We start from the raw sequence: 18,374 nt of genomic DNA on the forward strand, positions 1-18,374 counted from the left end.
CAATCAGGGAGTGGAACGGGAGGGACGGGCGGGATTCAGGAATTCCACGCGGGTGATGTTTTTCAGCGGCAGGGAAATTTGCCCCAGCTGCGGATGCCGCAGGATGATGTTCAGGGAATCCATGCTCAGGATATCTCCGTGCAGACGGGAACCGTCCTTCATCAGGAGACCGTGGCGGGCCGTGGGTCGGGAACCGTCCTTTCTGTTCTGTTCCGCAAAAAAGACGGTATCCAGATACTTGGCCGGGATGGAAAGATCGCGGGGAATTCCCGGATAATCCTTGTCCGTGGAAAGCGTCAACATTCCGGTTTTACTATCGTAACCGCTGATGGAGCCCGGAATGGTGTCTTCTTCCTTTGTCAGGACCAGGTCTGTCTCTGCATTTCCGTTTTTGGCCGCGGATTTGGCGCTCAGGGTGATGGAGGAAAGGGCCAGTTTGCTGATGGTCAGGGAGACGTGCCCTTCCATCTGGAGGCCGAAGGCGTCTCCCTGCAATGGCTGTTCCGGCGGGCTGGGGTCTGTCGTCAGTATGGGCGGCAGGTCTCCTATCAACAGTTCGTAAACCTGTTTATTTCCTTCCTGGCGGGAAGCCGTCAATTTAATATCCACGCCCTCTGTCAGGGCGGGGGCCGGAATAGCCGCTTCCCCCAGCACGAGGATGCCGGACTTCTGTTCCCGGAGCAGAATACATCTTCCGGGGCAAATGCTGAGCATGAGCCTGTTCAGGCTGCTGCCGGAATTGGACCGGAAAGGAATGTTCTCATTCCCGCCGAAACAGAAGACAATGCCGGAGCGGTCATTGTTGCCGTTCATGGTGATGGTGGTGCGGAAAATGAAGGAGGAAGGATCCAGACCGATATTCTTGTACAGGGGTATCCAGGTGGGGTAATCTTTGTTGCCCAGCCGGTACTGGTACTTATCCCCCTGGATTTTCGGCTTCAGGGCATTCATCAGTCTTCTTCCCGCCTGGGTGCGGTAGTCTTCCTCCCGGTTGCCGGAATAAACCCAGCTGTTGTCAAAAACCAGCGGTTCCTGCCAGAAACCCTTTTCCTGCAAAGTATTCAGACGGAACCCGGCCACCTGGCTGCGCGGCACGGAGCGTTCATGGCCGAGCATATCCCGGTACTGCACTTTGTCCTGCGTGACGGAAATGATGTTGCACGGGATAATATCCCGGTGCCCCATAGCCATGAAAATTTTGTCTCTGGCGCGAAGATCCGGAGATGCGGTTCCCGTAAAGTAAAGAGCGCGGATTTCCGACGGAATAATGACGGCATTCTGGCGCATGGCCGGGTGTTTGATGACGATTCCCTGTTTTCCGTAAGAAACGATTTCCCCGCGGAGACGGTAATTGTTGTCCGTAACCACGTCGATGACGGAATTGGCCCAGGCGCCCAGCAGACAGGCCGGGGCCAGCATCAGGGAAAGGCGGATTCTATTGTTCATAGATGGGTAAAAATCTATAATTAAGCGCAAGGGAGAGCAGGGCGGCGGAAGTGGAATATGCTGCGGAATGGTCGGAAAGCCAGGACCCGTTGGGCGCCTGGGAGGCTCCCAGGTAGCGCATATTCTTGTAATTCCATTCCTTCCACGCTTCCGGATCCGCATGGAACAGGGCCTGTGACATGTAATATTCAAAATAAAACGGGTAAGCGGAATCCCGGTAATTCAGGTGCTTTTTCAGGTAGGCCAAGGAATCCCTGAAGGACGGGTCCGTTTTAAGGCGCGCCAGGGACAGCGTCAGGGAACCGATGGCCGTGAGGGTAACGCGGGGCCCCTCCGGGCCGGTATAGCCGTAGGCGCCTTTCTTGTCGCGGCAGGAGGCCATGTACTTGAGGCCGCGTTCAAAGGCCGCGTCCGGCACGGGAATGCCCGCGTTGCGCGCCGCGAACAGGGAGACGAGCTGGCAGCCGGTCACCGTGCTGTCCGCGTCCGTGGCATCCGGAGAATAGCGCCAGCCTCCCGATTTGTTTTTTTTCTGGGCGGTCAGTGTCAGGGCCACGGCCTTGCGGAGGGCGGGGCCTATGCGGTCGTCCCTCACCATGCCGTACGCTTCCGCCAGGGCGAGAGTGGCGAAGCCGTGGTTGTACATGGAATCCCCAATGTAGCCGGACCCCTTGTTCTGCCTGGACAGGATGTAATCTACGCAGCGGCGCACCATGGTGGCGTACGGCCCCGCGTTCGGATCGTCTCCGTGGGCCAGCACGGACATGAGGCAAAAGCCGATAATGCCGGGTTCCCTCCCGTAAGTTCCATCATAGGTGCCATCCGGTTTCTGGGCATTCTGAAGATAGCGCAGCCCCTTCACGTACATCAGCTCCACCTGGGGAGGAACGGAAGAAGACGTTTTCAGGGGGGATTGGGCCGCAGCGTTTTGCGGCGCGGCCGTCATGCAGCAGGCTAAAAAAACGGTCAGGAAGAGGCGGAAATTTTTCATGGAAACGGGAAGCTGTTGTTCATGCGTGACGGGGCTGTCCGGGGAGGCGCGTCTTATTTTTGCAGGGTCTTGTTATAGGCGTCCAGCGCCTTGCGGAATTCGGAAGGCATGTCGTCTGCGGATATGCCGGTGGATTTGGGAACGGAACGCGTTTCCGCCGTCATGTCCGGATTGGAAACGCCTTTATCCTGGGCGGAGGCCATATTGGATTTCCCATCCGCTTTGCTTCCGGGATTGTTGCCGCTGCCGCTCTGGGAACCTCCCTGTCCCTTTTCATTACCTTCCTGCTGTTCTGCGGACTGAGCATCACTATCCATGCCGAGCAGCTGGCGCAGCATGTCCATAAGAGCCCTCCCTCCCGGCTTGGGCTGGCCGTCGGCTCCGGTCATCTTGGCTTTGGCCGCCTGGTAAATCAATTCAATCACATCCGACTGCGCGGCCAGCGTCTGGCCGCCGGTATTGTAAACCTCCAGCAGGTCCACGGCGTCATTCATGGCATGGCGGCATTTTTTCAGCAGATCCACTACCTCCTCATTGGTTTCTCCCAGGATGAGGTCGGAAGTGTCCGCCTGGAGCTCGTCCTGCTGTACCGCCAGTTTGGATGCCGTTTCCTTGTGCCTGGCGGAATATTCCGGAGCGGGTTTTGGATCGGCGGCGCAGGGCAGGGAAAGCGCCAGAACCATGGCTGAAAAATGGGCGGTATTCATGGGGCAGGGGGAGTAAGTTGTTTTCGGTATTCCTGTTCGGCGGCGCGGGTGCGCATGCGGATATCCTGTTCCTGCTGGATCATGCGGATGACTTTCAGCATGAATTCAAACTCGGCGTCGGAAATGGAGGATTGGCCTTCTCCCCCGCCTCCGCCTCCTCCCCCGCTGCCGCGGCGGCTCTTCTTATAGTCGTCTATCAATTTGGCCCAATGGCGCAGGGTGGAGGCGTACAGGCGGGACTCGTCAATGGAGCGGGCCGTGATTGCATTCAGAATGTTGCCGTGCACCAGATCCAGCTTCTCGCGGAGGGAGAAAGCGTTCATCTGGTTGTACAGGTCGCTGTAAATCCGTTCCCCGGTGCGTGACTTGTAATAGCTGAGATCTTCCAGAATCCAGCCTATGTCTTGTGTGGAGGCGTTTTGAAGGGTGGCGATGGTTTCCATTTCCCGCCTGCTGGACGGGTCAAGCTCCTCCATGGTCATGCCCGCAATAGCGTTGATCTGACCGGCCAGCGCATGGGCGATGGAATCCTCCTTGGATGCGGCTTGCCTGAGCCGTGCCACGAAGGTGCTGGCCTCCATGTCCTGCGCGGACTTGGAGAGCTGGTTCATGGCGTCTTTCAGCGCCTGTGTGGCTTCGGAATGGGAATTCTCCCCGTCGTTCAGGTCTTTCCTGCTTTCCTGCTCGGAGCGGCCCTCGGAGGCGGAATCCCGGAACTGTTTCTGGGCCTTCTTCATGGGCCCGTCAGGAATGGGTTTGAGCATGGAAATTCCTTTCATGAATTCCTTCATGCCGGCCGGGTCTATCTGGGAATTGCGGGAGGCTTCCTTAAACAGGTTTTCCGAGCGGTTAAGCAAGTCGCCCAACTCACGCCTGCCTGCCTGTTCTTCATCGGCCAGGGCGTGCAGGCGTTCCAGGGACTCCGCATCTTTCAATTTGCCGCTTTCCATTCCTTTCAGCCGTTTTGCCTCGTCCGCCATGGCGTCCATGCGCCGGATCATGCCTTCCAGCTCGCTGGTGATGTGTTCCAGTTCATTGCGGATCATCTGGGCGTGCTCGGACTTGGAAAGGACGATGATAATCATGGGTTCCGAATAAACGCGCTTGCCTCCCGGTTTGTAATCCTGCGTAAACCCGCGGACGACGACGCGCTGGGGAGATAACTTCAGCGCCCTGGCTTGGAACAGGAATGTTCCTTTCAGGCCGGTCTGCGTGGGCTGGCCGGCCGCCAGAATTTTCTCCCCGCGAAGTCCGGGCGCCGGTTTGTCCGCGCCGTCCGGTTGTGGCGCTGAAGCTCCGTTTCCATCCTTATTCCCGTCGTCGTAAAAAGATTTCTCACCCTGCCATTCCACCCCTATTTCCCGGAGGCCGAAATCGTCCGCCGCCTCTACCTCCAGCTCTATGCTGCTATCCTCCAGCACATAGCGGTCGTTTTCTCCGCCTCTCAGGTAAATGGAAGGCTGCTTGTCCTCAACGGGTTCCAGGCGTATCTTCACGGGCCGGGCAGCCGTCAGCCCGTCGCTGTCCATCCAGCCAAACTCTATTTCCCTGGGCTCTTTCTCCAAGAGAATATTCGGAATGATAACGCTGTTTCCTTCCATACGGAGCGGTTGCCCCTGCGCGTTCTCCGCAGACTGCAGGCGTTGGGAGGCGGACACCTTCAGCGTCAGCGTAGAGCCTTCCGGGGCGGAAATGACTCCTGCTCGCATGGCTTCCCGGCCCTTGGAGCGCGCCATATAGGCAGGATAGGCCACGACGGCTTCGGCGCCCAGCAGGGAGGGGCGGCTCTTCGGGATGATTTTCAGCCGTCGCACGGCATCCCCTGCAAAAAACTCCAGGCAGTCCGCCTGCTGCATGGGGAGAATATGGATTTTGTATGCGCCGTCCGTAAGGGGCGCTTGCTGGCTTACCCTGTTGCGGAAAAAATATTCTGCCGTCTGCGGACTGGCTTTGGTGCCCTCCGCAAGCCGGATCTCATACAGGAAGCTCTCTCCCAGGGGAATAACCAGGGAATCCGGGGTGGAGTCCAGCTGGGTGAACGTGTAGCGTTCCGGAGGGTTGAACGGGTGGACCCAGCGTTTCAGGGCATTCCCCGCCGCTTCCGGGCTTACCGCGCATACGGCCGCCGTGCCTGCGGCGAGAACCGCCAGCAGGACGAACAGCTTCCTGTGGCTGGGCCGGGGGATGTTCACCGTCAGGTCCCGGGCGGACACTTCGCGGGCTACCTGCTCCATGGCAGCTTCTTTCAGCTTTTCGGAACTGTATTGGAGGCCGCCCTTTTCGGCATCCAGTTCAATGACGCCCAGGAGACGGTCTCCCAGGGCCGCGTCCGTCCGGGAAATCAGCCGCGCCAGCTGGGCTTCCGTGCGCCTCTGCCACACCCACCGGAAACTCCACCAGGGGATAAACACCGCCAGACCGGCCACGGCAATGAAGAACAGGAACCAGCCGACGGCGGGGGGCGTCTCCCACAACCTGTCGGAAAGGTACAGGAGCGCGTAGGAAAGAATGACGGCAATGCCTGCAAGGCATATGGCTTCCAGCATCTTCACCGTTCTGAGGCGGCGGCGGAAAGTTCGAAGCTGCCTGACCAGCTGGGCAGGAAGTTTAACGGTAGTGGAAGGAGGCATGCTTATGCCCGTATTTACTCCATTGTCATTGTTTTTGCAAGTTTGCCTCGCGTGATGAAACAAATTCGCATTCTCGGGCGGACGGGAGTATTTTTCTCGCTGGACTTTACAGTTTGATTTTCTAAAATAATATTGCGCTTTAAACTTGGCCTGGTTTGCGCGTAGTTAAAAACCAACATATTAGGCCTTACCCATTGACTTCGCCATGCAACAGGGAAATAAAACAACGGCTCCGGAAATTGATTTCGGAGAATTCGCACCAGCCACATACGCCGAATGGCGCGAGGCAGCAGTCGCTGCCCTGAAAGGGGCTGATTTTGACAAGAAGCTTTTTACCAAGCTTGTGGAGGGAATTACCCTGCATCCTATCTATAATAAGTGGGATGAACATTCCCCGGTGATGCCTGCCGGGCAATTTCCGTACCGCCGCGGAACGCGCGCCCTGGGCTATATAGAAAAGCCCTGCGAAATCGCCCAGAGCATTCCCGCTTCCTCTCCGGAGGACTTCAACGCCAAGCTTCTGCATGACCTGGACCGCGGCCTGACCGCCGTAAACATCCAGCTCAACTGCAAATGCGGCCTGAAACTGCGCAAGCAGGCTGACTGGGATACGGCTCTCAAGGGCGTCCGGCTGGACGGGCTTCCCGTATATGTCACTCCCGGTTCCTGCGGCCTGGGAACCCTCTCCATGTTCCTGAACACCTGCAAGGCCGCCGGCGTCAAGACGGCGGATCTCAGGGGCGGCGTTCTGTATGACCCGGTGGGGAAAGCCGTGATGAAGGGATCTCTCTGCGGGGGAAAAGGCATCTGCGCCTACTATGACCAGATGGTCGTAATGACCAAATGGGCCGTCGCCAACGCTCCCGGCTTCCAGACTATCGGCGTCAGCGGGCTGCCTTACGCGGATTCCGGCGCTTCCGCCTTTGAAGAAGTGGGCGCCATGCTGTCCACTGCCGTGGCCTATCTGCGCGCCATGGAGGAACGCGGCCTCTCCGTGGATGAAACTGCGGCGCACATGCGCTTTACGGTCTCCATCGGCGCCAACCTGTTCCTGGAAATCGCCAAAATCCGCGCCTTGCGCGAACTCTGGGCCATCATCGTCAAAGAATGCGGAGGAAGCGAGGAAGCTGCCAAGATCAGGCTCCATGCCCGCACCTCCTTCTGGACCCTCTCCAAGGTGGATCCCTGGGTCAACCTGCTGCGCGGTTCCGCCCAGGCGTTCTCCGCCATCATGGGCGGCGTGGACAGTATTGACGTTCTGCCCTTTGACGCTGCCGTGCGCATGCCGGACGAATTCTCCCGCCGCATTGCCCGCAACTGCCCGCTGATTCTGCTGGGCGAATGCAATCTGGACAAGGTTGTTGACCCCGCCGGCGGTTCCTGGTACCTGGAAAACCTGACGGATGAAACCTCCCGGAAGATATGGGAGTTCTTCCAGAGCATCGAAAAGGAAGGCGGCATCGTCAAGGCTCTCAAAGCCGGCGCCATCCAGAAGAAGGTGAACGCCACCGCCGCCAAACGTTACGAACTGGCGGACCAGCGCCGGCAGTCCATCGTGGGCGTCAACCAGTATGTCAACCTGGCAGAGAAGAAGCTGGAGGCGCCGGAAGGCTCCTGCTGCTCCGCCCACAAGGGGCACGGCTGCTGCAAGAATGCGGATATCCAGCTCCCGGAAGTGGAAATGAGCGTGGACTCCGCCTGCAAGGCCGCCGGAGAAGGCTTTTCCACCTGTCTCATCAACAAGGCCCTGGTGGCCGGGGTTGACTGCAAGTGCGGCGAACCTCTGGAAATGGAAGCCCTGCCGAAGCGCCGCCTGGCGGAACGTTTTGAATCCCTGCTCGCCAAGGCTGACGCCTGGGTGGAAGAAAAGGGTTCCCGGCCGATGGTCTTCTTCGCCAACATGGGGCCGCTTCGCCAGCACAAGGCCCGTGCGGACTTCTCCCGCGACTTCCTGCGCGCCGGCGGTCTGGATGTGGTTTATCCGTCCGGCTTCCAAACTCCGGAAGACGCGGCCAGGGCGGCTGCGGAAAGCGGCTGCGCCGTATGCGTCATCTGCTCCACGGATGACACTTATCCGGAAATCGTCCCCGCCTTCTGCAAGGCGCTCAAGGAAATCAGGCCGGACATGATGGTGGCCCTCGCCGGTTATCCGGCCGACCATGTGGAAGCGTTCAAGGAAGCCGGCGTGGACATCTTCATCTACGTCAAGGCCAACTGCTACAACACCGTTGAAGCTATTCAGAACAAGATCGGCCTCTAACAACCACCAACCTATTTCATCCAATGAGCAATATTCCTGATTTTGCATCCGCCTCCTATCCTGAAATCAAGGCTGGTGCCGCAACCCCGGCTTCCGAAACGGAAACCTGGATGACCAATGAACAAATTCCCGTACCGCCCACCTATTCGGAAAGCGTGTACGACGACTGCCTGCACCTGGACTTTACGGCCGGTGTGGCTCCCAACCTCCGCGGGCCGTATGCCACCATGTACGTAGCGCGCCCCTGGACGGTGCGCCAGTATGCCGGCTTCTCCACGGCTGAGGAATCCAACGCCTTTTACCGCCGCAACCTGGCGGCGGGCCAGAAGGGCCTTTCCATTGCCTTTGACCTGGCCACGCACCGCGGCTATGACTCCGACCACCCCCGCGTGGTGGGTGACGTGGGCAAGGCCGGCGTGGCCGTGGACTCCATTCTGGACATGGAAATTCTCTTCAAGGGCATTCCTCTGGACAAGATGTCCGTTTCCATGACCATGAACGGCGCCGTGCTCCCCGTGCTGGCTTTCTACATCGTCGCTGCCCAGGAACAGGGCTGCACGCTGGACCAGCTTTCCGGCACGATCCAGAACGACATTCTCAAGGAATACATGGTGCGCAACACCTACATTTACCCGCCTGATCCCTCTATGAGGATTATTGCGGACATCTTTGAGTTCACCTCCAAGTACATGCCCAAGTTCAACTCCATTTCCATCTCCGGCTACCACATGCAGGAAGCCGGCGCCACGGCGGACCTGGAAATGGCCTACACGCTTGCGGACGGCCTGGAATATGTCCGCACAGGTATCAAGGCCGGCATTGACATTGACGCCTTTGCTCCGCGCCTCTCCTTCTTCTGGGCCCAGGGCAAGAACTACTTCATGGAAGTGGCCAAAATGCGCGCCGCCCGCGTGCTGTGGGCCAAGCTCATCAAGCAGTTCAATCCCAAGAACCCGAAGTCCCTGGCTCTGCGCACGCACTCCCAGACTTCCGGCTGGTCCCTCACGGAACAGGACCCGTTCAACAACGTTACCCGCACCTGCATTGAGGCCCTGGCCGCCGCCTGCGGCCACACGCAGTCCCTCCACACGAACTCCCTGGATGAAGCGATCGCCCTGCCGACGGACTTCTCCGCCCGCATCGCCCGCAACACCCAGCTCCAGCTTCAGGATGAAACCTCCATCTGCAAGGTGATCGACCCGTGGGGCGGCTCCTACTACGTGGAATACCTGACCAATGAGCTCATCCGCAAGGGCTGGGCCCACCTTCAGGAAGTGGAAAAACTCGGCGGCATGGCCAAAGCCATTGAAACCGGGTTGCCCAAGATGCGCATTGAAGAAGCCGCGGCGCGCCGCCAGGCCGCCATTGACTCCGGAAAGGAACCCATCATCGGCGTCAACAAATACCGCCTGGAGCAGGAAGCCCAGATCGACATTCTGGAAGTGGACAACACCACTGTCCGGGAAGCCCAGATCGCCCGTCTGCAAAAACTGCGCGCGGAACGGGACTCCGCCGCGTGCGAAGCCGCGCTGGAAGCCCTGTCCGAATGCGCCCGCACGGGGGAAGGCAATCTCCTTGACCTTGCCATTAAGGCAGCCAAGGCCCGCGCCTCCCTGGGTGAAATCTCCTCCGCCCTAGAAAAACACTTCGGGCGTCATAAAGCACCAATCAAACTCATTACCGGCGTGTACGCTCAATCCTATGGTCAAGATCCGCTGGTGGAGGAAGTCCGCAAGATGACGGATGACTTCGCCGAACGCACGGGGCGTCGTCCCCGCATCCTCGTCGCTAAAATGGGCCAGGACGGCCATGACCGCGGAGCCAAGGTGGTCTCCTCCGCCTATGCCGACCTCGGTTTTGACGTGGACGTGGGTCCGCTCTTCCAGACGCCGGAGGAAACTGCCAAAATGGCGATTGAAAACGACGTGCATATGATCGGCATGAGCTCTCTGGCCGCCGGCCACAAGGTGCTGCTTCCCGCCCTGGTGGAGGAACTTGCCAAGCAGGGCCGTCCGGATATCCTGGTCTTCTGCGGCGGCGTTATTCCCGCCCAGGACTATGACTTCCTGAAGGAACATGGCGCTGTGGCCATCTTCGGCCCGGGCACCAACATTCCGGAAGCTTCCAGGGAGATCATGGAAGCTCTTAACGAACAGTACGCTGACTAAACGTAAGTTTCTGTTGATCAGTTAATAATATGTGAGAGGCCGGATGAAAAATCCGGCCTCTTTTTTTGCGAGCGGATTGACTATCCGATGTCAAATTATTTTTTAAAAACAAGGAATTTACGCAGATGGCGCAGATGAAAAGACGGATTGAAAAAACAAAATGAATTAAAAATATTTCAAATATATTTCATCGAATTTGACTTCCGCAATCTGTTTCGAACAGAATAAATCATTTATTATAAACAATTTAAAATATTTATACGTTGATGATTCAAGACATTTTCAATGCCAGAATTTCTTCATCGGATAGTCAATCCGTTACTGACTGAAATCAGTTGCTGTTTATCTGTACTTATGAGAAAAATCGCCTCTATTTCCATGTTGGCTGTGGTATCCGCTCTTTCCGCGAGCGCCGCTACTGTATTGTTTGATTTTAACAGTTCCCTGCTTCCGGAACCTCCTGCCAAGACTGTTTCTGTAACGGATTCCGGTTCCGGTTTTGTTGCAACCTTGGCTACGGCGTCCTCTTCCGCGAATCTGAGTTCTACCTCTTCCGCGGCCTCCGGAGACTGGGTTTCCTCAGGAACTTCTTTTGATACGCAGGGATTGGATTCTTTCATGGAAAACAAGGTCTCTTTCGGGGACTCCTGGCAGACCTTCATCTCCGGCCCTAAAGGATCTGCGCTCTCTCTGACTATTTCCGGTCTGGTGGCTGGCGCCTCCTACCAGATTGCCCTTGTTACCGGGTGTCCGTTTGAAGGCGCCGGTGCTTGGAATTCCCTGGTAACTTCCAATACCTACGCCAGCGCGACTCCTTCCATAGGTGCGAACTCTCAGACAATTCAGGCCCGGACTCCTACGGGATACACCCTCAGCAACGTTATCGCCAATGAAAATGGGGAAATCACTCTGACGGTAAATACGCCGGGTTCCGCCCATACGCCTACATTCAATGCTCTGGCTATTTCCGGAGAAACGGCCAGCGTGCCGGAACCGGCTACGGCATCCCTGAGCCTGCTGGGGCTGATGGCTTTGATGGCTCGCCGCCGAAGAGCTTGAGGACCGTTTTTCCGGCAGTTAAAAATATTGTTGCCTGCAGGATTTATCTTGCAGGCAATTTTTTATAATCGTCCTGTTTGAGAACACCGGGCCGGCCGGAAGACCGTTTTTCTCTGGGAGATTTTTGTTCCTGCGTAAATGAGGTTCCAGCTTCTTTGACATTGCGGGAACGTTTTTCATCCGTTACTCTTTGCTCTGCCGTGGAAAGAAATTATCATCATTGCGTGGAACGCAACAGGGAATTGATTCCGCCGGATACGGATATATTCCGGGTCATGGACGGGGCAGGGGATGGAATCCCCGGTGTCTTTGTGGATCAGATGGCGGACCGTATTCTCGTTTCCACGCGCGGCTGTTCCATTCCTGCGGACTTGGAAAGCGAACTTCGGGGTACGGGCATGCCTGTATTCCACAAGAAGCTGGAACAAAACCAGAAAGAAGCGCCTTTCCAAATTGCCGGCCCGGCCCTTCCCCTGCAATTTACGGCCATGGAGCAGGGAGTGCGTTTCAAAATAGACATGGCCGCCGGGTATTCCCAGGGAATTTTTCTGGATCAGCGCGACCACCGCCGCCGGGTAAGGGAAAGAAGCGCTCCGGGCATGAGGGTGCTGAATACCTTTGCCTATACGGGAGCCTTTTCCGTTTACGCCGCCCTGGGGGGGGCGCAGACAACCACGCTGGATCTGGCGCAGCCGTGTCTGGACTGGGCCAGGGAAAATTTCATCCTGAACGGCATTGACCCTTCCGCTCAATATTTTTGCAAGGGGGACGCGCGCCGCTGGCTGGAACGGTTCGCCAGGCAGGGCCGAACCTTTCACGGCATTATCCTGGACCCTCCCACATTTTCCCGGGATGACCGCGGGAAGGTGTTCCGGGTGGAATCCCACTACGGGGAGCTGGTGGCCCTGGCGCGCGAATGTCTGGAACCGGGCGGCTGGATGCTGTGCACCAGCAACTGCCGCAAGCTGGGCCACGAGGACTTCCGCAGGATGGTGGCCCAGGCCGTTCCCGGTTTCCGCCTGACCCGTGACCCCATGCCTCCGGATTTCTCCGGGGAGGATTATTTGAAAAGATTGTGGATAGATTGGAAATAAATATTTTATGAAAAATTTTCCTCTCTGTGGCTGACGCATTTTATCCTTTTGAAAATGCTTCCGCTTTGATAGAAAGCCGTCCAATTACTTTTTTCTATGAAAAAACTAGCCTATGTTGCTGGGCTCTTCGCTCTCACGTGTGCCCCTCTCCTTGCCGCTCTCTATGAGGGGCTGGAGGTGGGAATGGACAAGGATCAGGTGCTGAAAACCCTGAGGCGGAGCAAGCAGCTTGAAGGTCCGCCCACGGATGCCCTCCTCGCACGCACCGGACTCAACGGCGTGTTTAAAACCAGGCAGGCCATAGGCGGCCAGACCTTTGCCCTGAACTTTGACTATGACCCCTCCGGCGGCTTGAGGGCCGTTGTCTTCTATTCCCGGAGCAAGCACCGCGGTTCCGAATATGAAACCAAACTGAAATCCGCCTATAAGGCCCTTCTGGTGGGCCTGACGGAACAGTTCGGGGAACCGGTGAACATGCCGGAATGGGTGGCCAGGGAATCTCTTCAGGAAGGCCGCATCCAGTACATGCACATGTGGAAGGTATCTCCCGGCGTTTTCCTCATGTCCGGCCTGGGCAACATGGGAGCCATGGAGGGCTACTTCCCCCTTTTCCGTTTTTCCGGTCCCTCCGGCATGCCTCCCAAGTCCAAAAGGGACAGGGAGGAACTGAAAAGGGAATGGGCGGCCATCCCGGAATTTCCCGGCTTGAAGGAGGCGGAACTCCACATTTCCGACGCCGTGCTCGCCATGGGGTCCAAAAAGTATAAAGATGCCTTTGAATGCTTCCAGCAGGCGGCGGAACTGGGCTGCCCCCGTGGCTACTGGGGCATGGCGTTCCTGTATGACCAGGGCAAATACGGCGTGAAGAGGGATAAGAAAAAAGCGGAGGAAATGCACCGCAAGGCCGGAGCTGCCGGCTATGCCCCTTCCGCCTCCAGATTCGGAGCTGCGTGGCCGGACGCGGCGCGGGTTCTGGGACTAACCGCTGCGGAAGCTAGGGAACAGGCCCGCACGCGCCGTCGGGCGGCTGTGGAAGGCTATGCCTCGGAACAATATAACCTGGGCGTGATGTATCAGACCGGTTTCGGCCTGCCCAAGGACATGGCCAAAGCCCGGGAATGGTTCCAGAAAGCGGCGGACCAGGGAGACGTGCAGGCTAAAAGCGTCCTGAAAAAACTCCGCTAATTCTTTTTCTAATCCATGACCATCATGAGCTTATACGCACAACAACTCGTTCGCTACCCAGAACTGGGCATCTCCCTTGATTTTTCCAAACTTCCGCTGGACGATGCGTTCCTGTCTTCCATGCAGGGGCGGATCGACAAGGCGTTTGCCGACATGAAGGCGCTGGAATCCGGCGCCATTGCCAATCCTGATGAAAAACGCATGGTGGGGCACTACTGGCTGCGCAATTCCTCGTTGGCTCCCACGCCGGAATTGAAGGCTGCCATTGATGGTCCCCTGGCGGACGTCAAAGCCTTCGGACGGGATGTTCTGGACGGCAAAATAACGCCTCCCCGCGCGGAACAATATTCCGCGGCCCTCGTCATTGGTATCGGCGGTTCCGCTCTTGGCCCGGAGCTGGTGGCGGACGCCATTCCTGCGGCGGGGCTGGACATGTTCTTTCTGGACAACACGGACCCGGACGGCATGTACCGGGTGCTGGAATCCCTCCCTCTGGAAGAAACGCTTGTCGTCGTTATTTCCAAATCCGGCGGCACGCCGGAAACCCGCAACGGCATGCTGGTGGCCCAGGATTTCTTCAGGAAGAACGGGCTGGAATTCGCTCCCCAGGCGGTTGCCGTCACGGGAGTAGGCTCCCGGCTGGACAAAACGGCTGAGGCGGAAGGCTGGCTCAAGCGCTTCCCGATGGAAGACTGGGTGGGCGGCCGCACCTCCGTCATGTCCGTGGTAGGGCTGGTTCCCGCCGTGCTTCAGGGCGTGAACGTGGATGAACTGCTGGAAGGCGCGCGCCTGATGGACGAAAAGACGCGCCGGGACTGCGTGAAATGCAACGCCTCCATGAAACTGGCGCTGGCCTGGTACAAGGCTGCCGGCGGCAAGGGGGAAAAGGATATGGTGGTTCTCCCTTATAAGGATGCCCTGGTGCTCTTCTCCAAATACCTCCAGCAGCTCATTATGGAATCCCTCGGCAAACGGCTGGATCTGGAGGGCAACGAAGTCTGCCAGGGCATTTCCGTGTACGGCAACAAGGGGTCCACGGACCAGCATGCCTATGTGCAGCAGCTCCGTGACGGCGTGAACAACTTCTTCGCCACCTTCATTGAAGTGCGCGAATGTTCCGCGGATGCGGTGGAAGTGGAAGCGGGCGCCACCTGCGGAGACTTCCTGCAGGGCTTCCTGCGCGGCACCCGCCAGGCGCTTGCGGAATCCGGCCGTTCCTCCATTACCATCTCCATCCCGGAGGTGAACGCCAAAACGCTCGGCATGCTGATCGCCCTGTTTGAGCGCGCCGTCTCCTTCTATGCTTCTCTGGTCAATATCAACGCCTATCATCAGCCGGGCGTGGAAGCCGGCAAGAAAGCGGCGGGTTCCTTCCTGGCCCTGCTGGGCAGGGTGAGGAGCGCTCTGGGAACCGCCCCGGAAACAGCCGCCCAGATGGCTGCCCGGCTGGATGCGGATCAGGAAGCCGTGTACCATTGCCTCGTGCACATAGCCTCCGGTGATTCCTCCGTCAAGTGGGTGCAGGCTGACTGCGCGGATGAAGACACCTTCTGCAAGGCGTAAAAAACAGGGCATATAATAGTTCGGCGGACGCCTATCCGGTTGGTAGGCGTCCGTTTTTCTTTTCCGGTCAACCGTGAAAAGAAACCTGCTGCGCTTCTCTTCCCGGATAATTCCGGGACTGCCGGAAAACAGGAAGCGGCATTGTCCGGAGGAAGAAGCGCCCCCGGACGGGACAGGCTGGAAAAACAGTGTTTCGGCATGCTTTCTTTCTCCCGAAAACTCTGAAAAATATTTTTGTTTTCCGTACAATTTCGGATTGACAAAGCAAGGGGCTGAAGGCATCCTCATTCGACCCTAACTCGCTATTGGGTCTTCTGTTGGCTCCTTTGGTCGATGTTTGGGCAGAATCATTAATTCGACTACAATAATCGATATGTCCACCAATTCCTGCGCGTGCAGCGCATCTACTGACAAATTCGTCTATTCTTTCGGCGGAGGGTCCGCTGACGGCAATGGCAGCATGAAAAATCTTTTGGGCGGCAAGGGCGCCAACCTTGCGGAAATGGCCCGCATCGGCCTTCCTGTCCCTCCCGGATTCACCATCACGACGGAGGTTTGCACTTACTACTACGATCACGGCTGCACTTATCCCGCCCAGCTTGACGCGCAGGTCAAGGAAGGCATTGCCAAAATGGAGCAGATCTTGGGGCGCAAGTTCGGCGATACGGAAGCTATGCCCCTGCTGGTGGCCGTGCGTTCCGGCGCCCGTGAATCCATGCCCGGCATGATGGACACGATTTTGAACCTCGGCCTGAATGAAAAATCCGTGGAAGCCATGGTGAAGGCCACGAACAACCCCCGCTTCGCCTGGGACTGCTACCGCCGTTTCGTGCAGATGTACGGCGACGTGGTGCTGGGCGTGCAGAAAACCCCGGATGAAGACCACGAACCTTTTGAAACCGCCATCGCCGCCATCAAGAAAGAACGCTTCGGCAGCGAGGACGTGGAAGACACCAAGCTTTCCGCCGACGATCTGAAAGAACTGGTCTCCCGCTTCAAGGCGCTGGTACTGGAACGCACCGGCCATGAATTCCCGGAATGCCCCTGGGAACAGCTTCAGGGAGCCATTGGCGCCGTGTTCGGTTCCTGGAACAATGACCGCGCCATCGTGTACCGCCAGAAATACGGCATCCCGTCCGAATGGGGCACCGCCGTCAACGTGCAGGCCATGGTCTTCGGCAACACGGGCGAGGAATCCGGTTCCGGCGTGGCGTTCACCCGTAACCCCGCCTCCGGCGAAAACGAATTCTATGGCGAATTCCTGATGAATGCCCAGGGTGAAGACGTTGTGGCCGGCGTGCGTACGCCCGCCCCCGTTGCTGCCCTTCATGAAGTGATGCCCGCCGCCTTCAATGAACTGGTGCGCATTCGCGAAGTGCTGGAAAACCACTTCCACGACATGCAGGACTTCGAATTCACCATTCAGGACCGTACCGTTTACATGCTCCAGACCCGCAACGGGAAGCGTACCGGCGTGGCCGCTTTCCGCATCGCCTGCGAAATGGTGGAACAGGGCCTGATTGACTGGAAGACCGCCGTGCGCCGCATTCCTGCGGATCAGGTGGACCAGCTGCTGACCCCTATTTTTGACCGTGAAGCCATCAAGAGCGCCAAGGTTCTGACCCGCGGTCTTCCCGCCGGTCCCGGCGCCGCCACCGGACGCATCTACCTGAACGCGGAACGTTGCGTGGAAGCCGCGGACAGAGGTGAAAAGGTTCTGCTGGTCCGTCTGGAAACCTCTCCGGAAGACCTGCGCGGCATGATTGCCGCTGAAGGCATCCTGACCGCCCGCGGCGGCGTTTCCTCCCATGCCGCCCTCGTTGCCCGCCAGATGGGCAAAGTCTGCGTTTGCGGCGCGGATGAAATTATTGTGGACTACAACAACCGCACCGTTTCCGTTGGCGACGTAACCGTCAGCGAAGGTGACTACCTCTCCATTGACGGAACGAGCGGCCTGGTATACGCCGGCAAGGTGGAAACTTCCCCCTCTGAAATCATCCAGGTTCTGATCTCCAAGACCATGAAGCCGGAAGACAGCCGCACCTACCAGAACTTCGCCAAGCTCATGCAGTGGTGCGACGATTGCACCAAAATGAAAGTGCGCACCAATGCGGACTCTCCCAAGCAGACGGAAACCGCTATCGCCTTCGGCGCCACCGGCATCGGCCTCTGCCGCACGGAACACATGTTCTTTGAAGGGGACCGGATCGACTTCGTCCGTGAAATGATCCTCTCCACCAAGAAGAGCGACCGCGTAGCCGCCGTTTCCAAGCTCCTTCCCTATCAGAAGGGGGACTTCAAGGGCATCTTCAAGGCGCTCAAGGGTCTGCCGGGCACCATCCGCCTTCTGGACCCGCCCCTGCACGAATTCCTTCCCCAGACGAAGGAACAGCAGCTTGACCTGGCCCAGAAAATCGGCATGCCTGTGGAAGTCATCATGCGCCGCGTATCTGAACTCCATGAGTTCAACCCGATGCTCGGCCATCGCGGCTGCCGTCTCGGCATCGCCTATCCGGAAATCACGGAAATGCAGGCCCGCGCCATCTTTGAAGCCGCTGTGGAAGTCTCCCAGGAAGAAGGCTTTGCCGTGGTGCCTGAAATCATGGTTCCCCTGGTGGCCTTCAAGAAGGAGCTGGACATCCAGAAAGCCATCATTGACAAGGTGGCCCAGCAGGTATTTGAGGAAAAAGGCGCCAAAGTGGATTACCTCGTCGGCACCATGATTGAAATCCCGCGCGCCGCCGTCACGGCTGACGAAATCGCGGAAACCGCCCAGTTCTTCTCCTTCGGCACCAATGACCTGACCCAGACGGGCCTGGGCATGAGCCGCGACGACTCCGGCTCCTTCCTGCCGCAGTACCAGGAACTGGAAATCATCAAGAAGAACGTCTTCGCTTCCATTGACCAGAACGGCGTCGGCAAGCTGATGAAGATTGCCGTGGAACTCGGCCGCTCCACCCGTCCGGACATCAAGCTGGGCATCTGCGGCGAACACGGCGGCGACCCCGCTTCCGTCAAGTTCTGCAACACGCTGGGCCTGACTTACGTGAGCTGCTCTCCCTACCGCGTCCCGACCGCCCGTCTGGCCGCGGCCCAGGCGGCTCTGGAACAGGAATAAACCTTTTTGTTAAGGGTTAATAGACAAGCCCGTGGTTCTCCGGAACCACGGGCTTTTTAGCGGATGGAATAGCCTTGGCGGATATGGCTTGAACCTGCGGGCCGATTGTTCCATGCGCGCGGGTGGACATACCTTCATAGTTCTCGCCTTTCC

General features: G+C 57.9%; 11 protein-coding genes. 7 read left to right on the forward strand and 4 right to left on the reverse strand.

The window, feature by feature from the left end:
* Nucleotides 1–3: 3 nt before the first annotated feature.
* Genes CI070_RS04525 through CI070_RS04540 form a run of 4 tightly spaced genes read right to left on the reverse strand, consistent with a single transcriptional unit; the run spans nucleotide 4 to nucleotide 5,774 of the window.
* Nucleotides 4–1,446 carry a hypothetical protein gene (locus tag CI070_RS04525; protein WP_143245687.1) on the reverse strand — a complete coding sequence of 481 codons (1,443 nt, stop codon included), beginning with the start codon at nucleotides 1,444–1,446 and terminating at the stop codon, nucleotides 4–6.
* Nucleotides 1,436–2,437 (reverse strand): prenyltransferase/squalene oxidase repeat-containing protein, encoded by a 1,002-nt coding sequence (locus CI070_RS04530; RefSeq protein ID WP_094136997.1) that lies wholly within the window; start codon nucleotides 2,435–2,437, stop codon nucleotides 1,436–1,438. Before CI070_RS04530 ends, CI070_RS04525 begins: the two co-directional genes overlap by 11 nt.
* 53 nt (nucleotides 2,438–2,490) lie before the next feature.
* Nucleotides 2,491–3,144: a hypothetical protein gene (locus tag CI070_RS04535; protein WP_094136998.1), complete on the reverse strand. Its 654-nt coding sequence runs from the start codon at nucleotides 3,142–3,144 to the stop codon at nucleotides 2,491–2,493.
* The gene (locus tag CI070_RS04540; protein WP_094136999.1) at nucleotides 3,141–5,774 is read right to left on the reverse strand and encodes a hypothetical protein; all 2,634 of its coding nucleotides are present in this window, start codon (nucleotides 5,772–5,774) and stop codon (nucleotides 3,141–3,143) included. Before CI070_RS04540 ends, CI070_RS04535 begins: the two co-directional genes overlap by 4 nt.
* 205 nt (nucleotides 5,775–5,979) lie before the next feature.
* Here CI070_RS04540 and CI070_RS04545 point away from each other — a divergent pair, with 205 nt between their 5' ends.
* The 7 genes from CI070_RS04545 to ppdK all read left to right on the forward strand — a co-directional run bounded on the left by CI070_RS04545 (nucleotide 5,980) and on the right by ppdK (nucleotide 18,221).
* Nucleotides 5,980–8,034: a methylmalonyl-CoA mutase family protein gene (locus CI070_RS04545; protein WP_094137000.1), complete on the forward strand. Its 2,055-nt coding sequence runs from the start codon at nucleotides 5,980–5,982 to the stop codon at nucleotides 8,032–8,034.
* A 23-nt stretch (nucleotides 8,035–8,057) separates the two neighbouring features.
* The gene (scpA, locus tag CI070_RS04550) at nucleotides 8,058–10,202 is read left to right on the forward strand and encodes a methylmalonyl-CoA mutase (RefSeq protein WP_094137001.1); all 2,145 of its coding nucleotides are present in this window, start codon (nucleotides 8,058–8,060) and stop codon (nucleotides 10,200–10,202) included.
* Between the two features lie 354 nt (nucleotides 10,203–10,556).
* On the forward strand, nucleotides 10,557–11,261 hold the full coding sequence (locus CI070_RS13890; protein WP_179218504.1) for a PEP-CTERM sorting domain-containing protein: 705 nt from the start codon (nucleotides 10,557–10,559) through the stop codon (nucleotides 11,259–11,261).
* Nucleotides 11,262–11,461: 200 nt separating this feature from the next.
* On the forward strand, nucleotides 11,462–12,355 hold the full coding sequence (locus tag CI070_RS04560; protein WP_094137117.1) for a class I SAM-dependent methyltransferase: 894 nt from the start codon (nucleotides 11,462–11,464) through the stop codon (nucleotides 12,353–12,355).
* Between the two features lie 96 nt (nucleotides 12,356–12,451).
* Nucleotides 12,452–13,540, forward strand: coding sequence for a tetratricopeptide repeat protein (locus tag CI070_RS04565; protein WP_022197391.1), 1,089 nt, complete (start codon nucleotides 12,452–12,454; stop codon nucleotides 13,538–13,540).
* 15 nt (nucleotides 13,541–13,555) lie between these two features.
* Nucleotides 13,556–15,103: a glucose-6-phosphate isomerase gene (locus CI070_RS04570; protein WP_094137003.1), complete on the forward strand. Its 1,548-nt coding sequence runs from the start codon at nucleotides 13,556–13,558 to the stop codon at nucleotides 15,101–15,103.
* A gap of 373 nt (nucleotides 15,104–15,476) precedes the next feature.
* Nucleotides 15,477–18,221: a pyruvate, phosphate dikinase gene (gene ppdK / locus CI070_RS04580; protein WP_094137005.1), complete on the forward strand. Its 2,745-nt coding sequence runs from the start codon at nucleotides 15,477–15,479 to the stop codon at nucleotides 18,219–18,221.
* The last annotated feature ends 153 nt before the right edge of the window (nucleotides 18,222–18,374 follow it).

Source organism: Akkermansia muciniphila (genome assembly GCF_900184965.1).
Taxonomy (GTDB): domain Bacteria; phylum Verrucomicrobiota; class Verrucomicrobiia; order Verrucomicrobiales; family Akkermansiaceae; genus Akkermansia; species Akkermansia muciniphila_A.

Excerpts from the sequence above, each read along its gene's own strand:
- CI070_RS13890 (WP_179218504.1), top strand. The coding sequence starts at position 10,557 with ATGAGAAAAATCGCCTCTATTTCCATGTTGGCTGTGGTATCCGCTCTT.
- CI070_RS04530 (WP_094136997.1), bottom strand. The coding sequence starts at position 2,437 with ATGAAAAATTTCCGCCTCTTCCTGACCGTTTTTTTAGCCTGCTGCATG.
- CI070_RS04535 (WP_094136998.1), bottom strand. The coding sequence starts at position 3,144 with ATGAATACCGCCCATTTTTCAGCCATGGTTCTGGCGCTTTCCCTGCCC.
- scpA (WP_094137001.1), top strand. The coding sequence starts at position 8,058 with ATGAGCAATATTCCTGATTTTGCATCCGCCTCCTATCCTGAAATCAAG.
- CI070_RS04525 (WP_143245687.1), bottom strand. The coding sequence starts at position 1,446 with ATGAACAATAGAATCCGCCTTTCCCTGATGCTGGCCCCGGCCTGTCTG.
- CI070_RS04570 (WP_094137003.1), top strand. The coding sequence starts at position 13,556 with ATGACCATCATGAGCTTATACGCACAACAACTCGTTCGCTACCCAGAA.
- CI070_RS04545 (WP_094137000.1), top strand. The coding sequence starts at position 5,980 with ATGCAACAGGGAAATAAAACAACGGCTCCGGAAATTGATTTCGGAGAA.
- CI070_RS04540 (WP_094136999.1), bottom strand. The coding sequence starts at position 5,774 with ATGCCTCCTTCCACTACCGTTAAACTTCCTGCCCAGCTGGTCAGGCAG.
- ppdK (WP_094137005.1), top strand. The coding sequence starts at position 15,477 with ATGTCCACCAATTCCTGCGCGTGCAGCGCATCTACTGACAAATTCGTC.
- CI070_RS04565 (WP_022197391.1), top strand. The coding sequence starts at position 12,452 with ATGAAAAAACTAGCCTATGTTGCTGGGCTCTTCGCTCTCACGTGTGCC.